Origin of the sequence: Desulfotomaculum copahuensis (assembly GCF_001655685.1) — a bacterium.
Classification (GTDB): Bacteria; Bacillota; Desulfotomaculia; order Desulfotomaculales; family Desulfovirgulaceae; genus Desulfotomaculum_G; species Desulfotomaculum_G copahuensis.
Genome location: NZ_LYVF01000038.1, coordinates 1 through 4,490 on the forward strand (window position 1 = coordinate 1; position 4,490 = coordinate 4,490).

Annotated in this window: 3 protein-coding genes and 1 pseudogene; all 4 read left to right on the top strand. The window is 59.5% G+C overall.

What is annotated here, in order from left to right; translation table 11 throughout:
* Nucleotides 1-243, top strand: a pseudogene (locus A6M21_RS18990) (IS200/IS605 family accessory protein TnpB-related protein); the annotation flags it as partial.
* 319 nt (nt 244-562) lie between these two features.
* Nucleotides 563-1,231, top strand: coding sequence for a CRISPR-associated protein Cas5 (gene cas5, locus A6M21_RS02715; protein WP_066666372.1), 669 nt, complete (start codon nt 563-565; stop codon nt 1,229-1,231).
* 296 nt (nt 1,232-1,527) lie between these two features.
* Nucleotides 1,528-4,065 carry a CRISPR-associated helicase/endonuclease Cas3 gene (locus A6M21_RS02720; RefSeq protein WP_078060341.1) on the top strand — a complete coding sequence of 846 codons (2,538 nt, stop codon included), beginning with the start codon at nt 1,528-1,530 and terminating at the stop codon, nt 4,063-4,065.
* A gap of 223 nt (nt 4,066-4,288) precedes the next feature.
* Nucleotides 4,289-4,490 (top strand): CRISPR-associated endonuclease Cas2 (cas2, locus tag A6M21_RS02725; protein ID WP_078060342.1); only part of this gene is annotated, 202 nt, incomplete at its 3' end.

Consider the following 4,490-nt stretch of genomic DNA (forward strand, 5'->3'; position numbering starts at 1 on the left):
ATTGGATGCAAAGAACGCATTACCAAAGAGTTGAGGCAAAAGCTCCTGGCTGTAAGAGAAAAGCTGAGCCAGAAGGCAAATTCCTTACCCGGGGAAGGAAAAGGGATGACCCGAATGGTAAAGCGTCTCTTCAAGCAACTGGACGGAAAGGTTCCCGTGTATAACGGGCTGACCTGTTTCAAACAGGAATCGTTTTATTCCGTCTGGCACGACTTGAAGCAGCTCGCTTTGTCAAGTAGGTGACCCCGTTTAGCCGGTGTCGGACAAACCGGTAGGCCGCATCTAACAGATCGCGGGAGGCAAAGCCAATGGCTTTCGCTTGACGGTCAACGCAGGACGGAAACTCTCGTGGTTTCCCAAATGGCCGTGTCCTGCGCCCAACAAGCGCCGTTTTCCCGTCCGGGTGGGACTCCCGGGGCTGAGGCCCCCCTGTCGCAATGTTCGTCCCCAGGGGCGGACAAAACAAATCCGAAAGGAGCGAATGCCTGGTCATGGGGGTGGCCGGCTGCACAAAAACTAACGCTTGTTAGGTATTGTGAGTTTTTTGGAACCAGGTGAAACAATGGTAGAAGCAATCCTGGCCGCCACCCTGGAAGTGCCTTTCTGGTGTTCCTTCCGGGTGCCCTATACGGTTAACGTACATTTCACCTATCCCGTACCGCCGGTGACCACGCTTTACGGACTGCTGGCCTGCGCCGCCGGCTACCCGGCGGATTGCCTGGAACCGATGCGCTATCTGCGCTTCGGCATCGGTGTGCTGCACGGGGGCCGGCTGGTGGAGACGTACAGCAAGATCATCAAGTGGGACCGCCGGGACCTGCGCAACCAGATGCGTACGCTGGTGATGAAACAGAAGATCGTCCAGCCGTCGTACAAACTTTATGTGGGCGGCCCGGAAGCAATGCTGGCCCGCCTGGCCGCGGCACTGAAGCAGCCTTTCTTTCCCCTTTTTCTGGGAGAGTCGGATGATTTGGTGGAGGTGGGCGATGTCGGGCTGCAACCGGTCAGAACCGTCCAGACGGGCATAGTGCATAGTTGCGTCCCGGTTGATGCCGGCAACCTGCGCGGCGGCCGGGCGACGGTGGTGCACCTGCCGGTGGGTTTTACCGCCGGGCGCCGGGGCGGCTGGACAGGGGTGGAGTACCGGGATTATTACGTGGCGGAAACGGTGGAGCTTGACCGGCCCGTGACGGCCTATGCAGTAGGGGATAAATTTGTGGTGCTGGCTTGAGACTAAAATTTCACTGATTTTCAGGCCGGAGCGTGACCAAACCGGCAAAAATCGAGAGGGGACAATCCCTTTTGGTAGTTGCCGGAAGCTGCTAATGACCACCGGACTTTTCGCTTTGGGGCAGTGTTCATAGCCGGCGCCGCAATGTCAGGTAAGTGCCGTGTTCAACTGCCGGAGGCGGGTCCGGTACTTCTAATATGGCTGCGTTAACGTGCCGCTTGATCATGCGGCCATAAAGAGACTCCGGTTATTTTTGGGGCAGGTTCCACTGCCAGCCGGAGAAAGCAGGTGGCTATATGTGCGCTCAACCGTTTGGGGACGGCCTCTTCGACCGGCCGGAAGTTGATCACTGCCCAAAGTGGGGAACAGACGGCCGGCCCCCATTGCGGGCCAAGCCCCGGCAGACACTGGCCGGCCATCTGGCTGACGCCCTGGCCGTATTCCGGCGTTTGTGGGCAAGGGACGGTGCGGTTTTCTTGCGCCGGGTGGCCGATCTGGGCTTTGATCCGGACACCTTTGCCCGGCTGGCCCCCCTGGCCGTTTACGCTCATGACCTGGGCAAGGCTTTGGATCGCTGGCAGAGCTATCTTGATACCGGCCGGGGAAGAATCTCTCATGCCGTTTTTTCCGCCCTGATGCTGCGGGACCTGCTCCGGGCGGGTGACGGCGGACCGGAAAGCGGCGCTTTCCCCGCTGAAACGGCGGCTTTGCTCCTGGCTGTGCTGGCCCATCACCAGATGCTTCACGACGCGGCCTTTCAGGGGGAAAACATGCAGGCGGCCGGGGCGCAGGCCTATTCCGCCGAAGCGGTGATTGATCTGATGCGGGAATGGTGCGGCCCGTCCGGCCCGCTTTCCCTGCGTTCCTTGAGCAAGCCAGCGTATACCGGCAGTCAGGGGGCCGGTCTGGCGGAGCAGTTACGCCGCCGGGTGGCCGGTTTGCCGCCGGAAAAGTTACTGCCGTTTAAAGCGCTTTATACCATGCTTCTGGCCCTGGTGCGCCTCTGTGACAACGAGGCCAGCCGGTGTTACGGTCAATGGGAGAAGACGTCCCCCCGGGCTGAAACGGTGGCCGGGGCGCTGGTGGGGGAAGGTACGCCACTGCGCCTGGCCGGCGATGTTGCCGGGGCGTTTGCCCGCTTCATGCAGTCCCCGGCGGGACAGTCGCCCAATGACATGCAGCGGCGTCTGGCCGGGGGTTGGCATCCCTTTATCATCCTGCAGGCCGGTTGCGGTACCGGCAAAACGGCAGCCGCCCTGCACTACGCAGCGGCTCTGGCCCGGCAGGGTAAAATCAACCGGGTGATCTTCACCCTGCCCACCCAGTTCACCACCAATTCCATGTACTGGGATTTCGGCGACAAGTACGGCCTGACCCGGGGCGACACGGGCATTTACCACAGTGAGGTGGAGTCCGTATTGCGGGCGGCGGAACCGGAAGACGAGCGCGAAAACCGGGTGGCGGAAGAAAAATTTGCCAATACCTTTTTCAGCAAACCGGTGAATGTTTGCACTGTGGATCACCTGCTTTACTCGCTGCTGCACTGTTACCGTTACGCCGACCGGGCTTTTGGGCACTTGATGACGGCGGCGGTGGTTTTTGACGAAATTCATTATTACGACCGGTTTACTTTCCGTAAAATCGGCCAGTGCCTGGAAATACTGCGCCAGTTGACCGTACCGCACCTGATTATGACCGCCACCATGCCCGGGTCGCTGGCTGAATACCTGATTCAGGAAGGCCGTATGGATGGAGCGGAGTATCATTTTATCCGGCAGGGAGATGGATCGGATGGTAATCCGGCGGCAGGCGAAGACGAGCCCTTTGTTATCCGCAAAACCACCGGGAGTATGATTGGTTCCGGCGGCGCAGTGTCGGCAGAACTCATTGCCCTGCTGGGGCAAAACCGGCGCTTGCGCCAGATGGTGGTGGTCAACCAGGTGGAGCGGGCCAAGACGGTGGCCCGGACCATCCGGCGGTTATGGCCTGAGGCGAACGTCATCTGTTACCATTCGGAATTCACCCGCGGGCACCGCAGCGTCAAGGAAAAACTGATTCGCGCCTTGTTCCGGCCGGTTTCCATGCGCAGCCCGGAGGAACGGAAGCTGATCGGAGAATGGAGACTGGCGGACATCGGTCAAATAATCCTGGTCAGCACACAAGTCTGCGAGCTCAGCCTGGATATCAGCGCCGATGTAATGTATTCGGAAATCGCCCCGGTGGACGCCGTTGCCCAGCGCGGCGGCCGGCTGCACCGGCGGGGCCGCCGGCCGGAGCGGAGTAGATGCGCTTGTGCGCAATGTTCCGGCAACCGCCTGCCGCCGGAGCACATTTACCGCCTTTATCTTTTTCCGCTGGACTGGCGGGACGTTTGGGCACAAATGCCCTATGGCGGTCCGGAGGTGGAGAGGGATATCCTGCGGCGGAGCTGGGAATTGACCGGTGATGTGTATTCCTTTTCCCGGGCGGCAGTATGGGTGGACCGCCTTTATCCCAAAGCTGGTTCTTTACGCGACGACGAAATGCTGCGCATGCTGCGGGAAGACGCCGTTTTCGGCCGCCGGCCCCGGGAGCGGTATGGCGACGAGGCGGCGGAGCAGAGCCGGGGTTCCTTCCGGGCGCGCCACAGCAACTACGTCTCCCTCACTGTGGTGCCGGCGGAATTGCTGCCGGCGGGTGCTGCCGATGCCGGCGCCATATTGCAGGCCTTCGGCGTGCGGGTGGGCAGGAACAAGCTGCTGCGTAACAAAGAAGCGTGGGAGGTACGCCCGGACACGGGGATTAATGTGCTGCACCTGCCTTATGACCGGGAAACCGGGTTTGCCTTTAATTAGCGACAGCCTGCTTTGCGCTGCAACCGGGAACTGCTCGACCCGGAAATATCCCCGGCCGTACGCCGCTGGACGGCTATATCCCCTCGTCGTGAAGTAACGGACCATAGTATCGGGCAAAGCGGTTCCGGCTTTGCTGCCGTTGGCTTATTGCGAGCCGGTCAGAAAACAACGGAACAAATATTTTGGGCAAAATTTCTCTATACTGGAAGGAACGAAGGTTATAATGGAGAACTATATAATTGCCTATGACATCGGAGATGACCGCTGCCGGCTTAAAATTTACAAAACGATGAAAGACTACGCTGTTCCTGTGCAGTACAGCGTCTTCGAATGCAGCCTGCGCAAGGAGGACTACCTCATGCTGCGCTACAAACTGGAGAAACTAATCAGGAAGGATGAAGACAGTATCGTTTTTTACCGGCAAT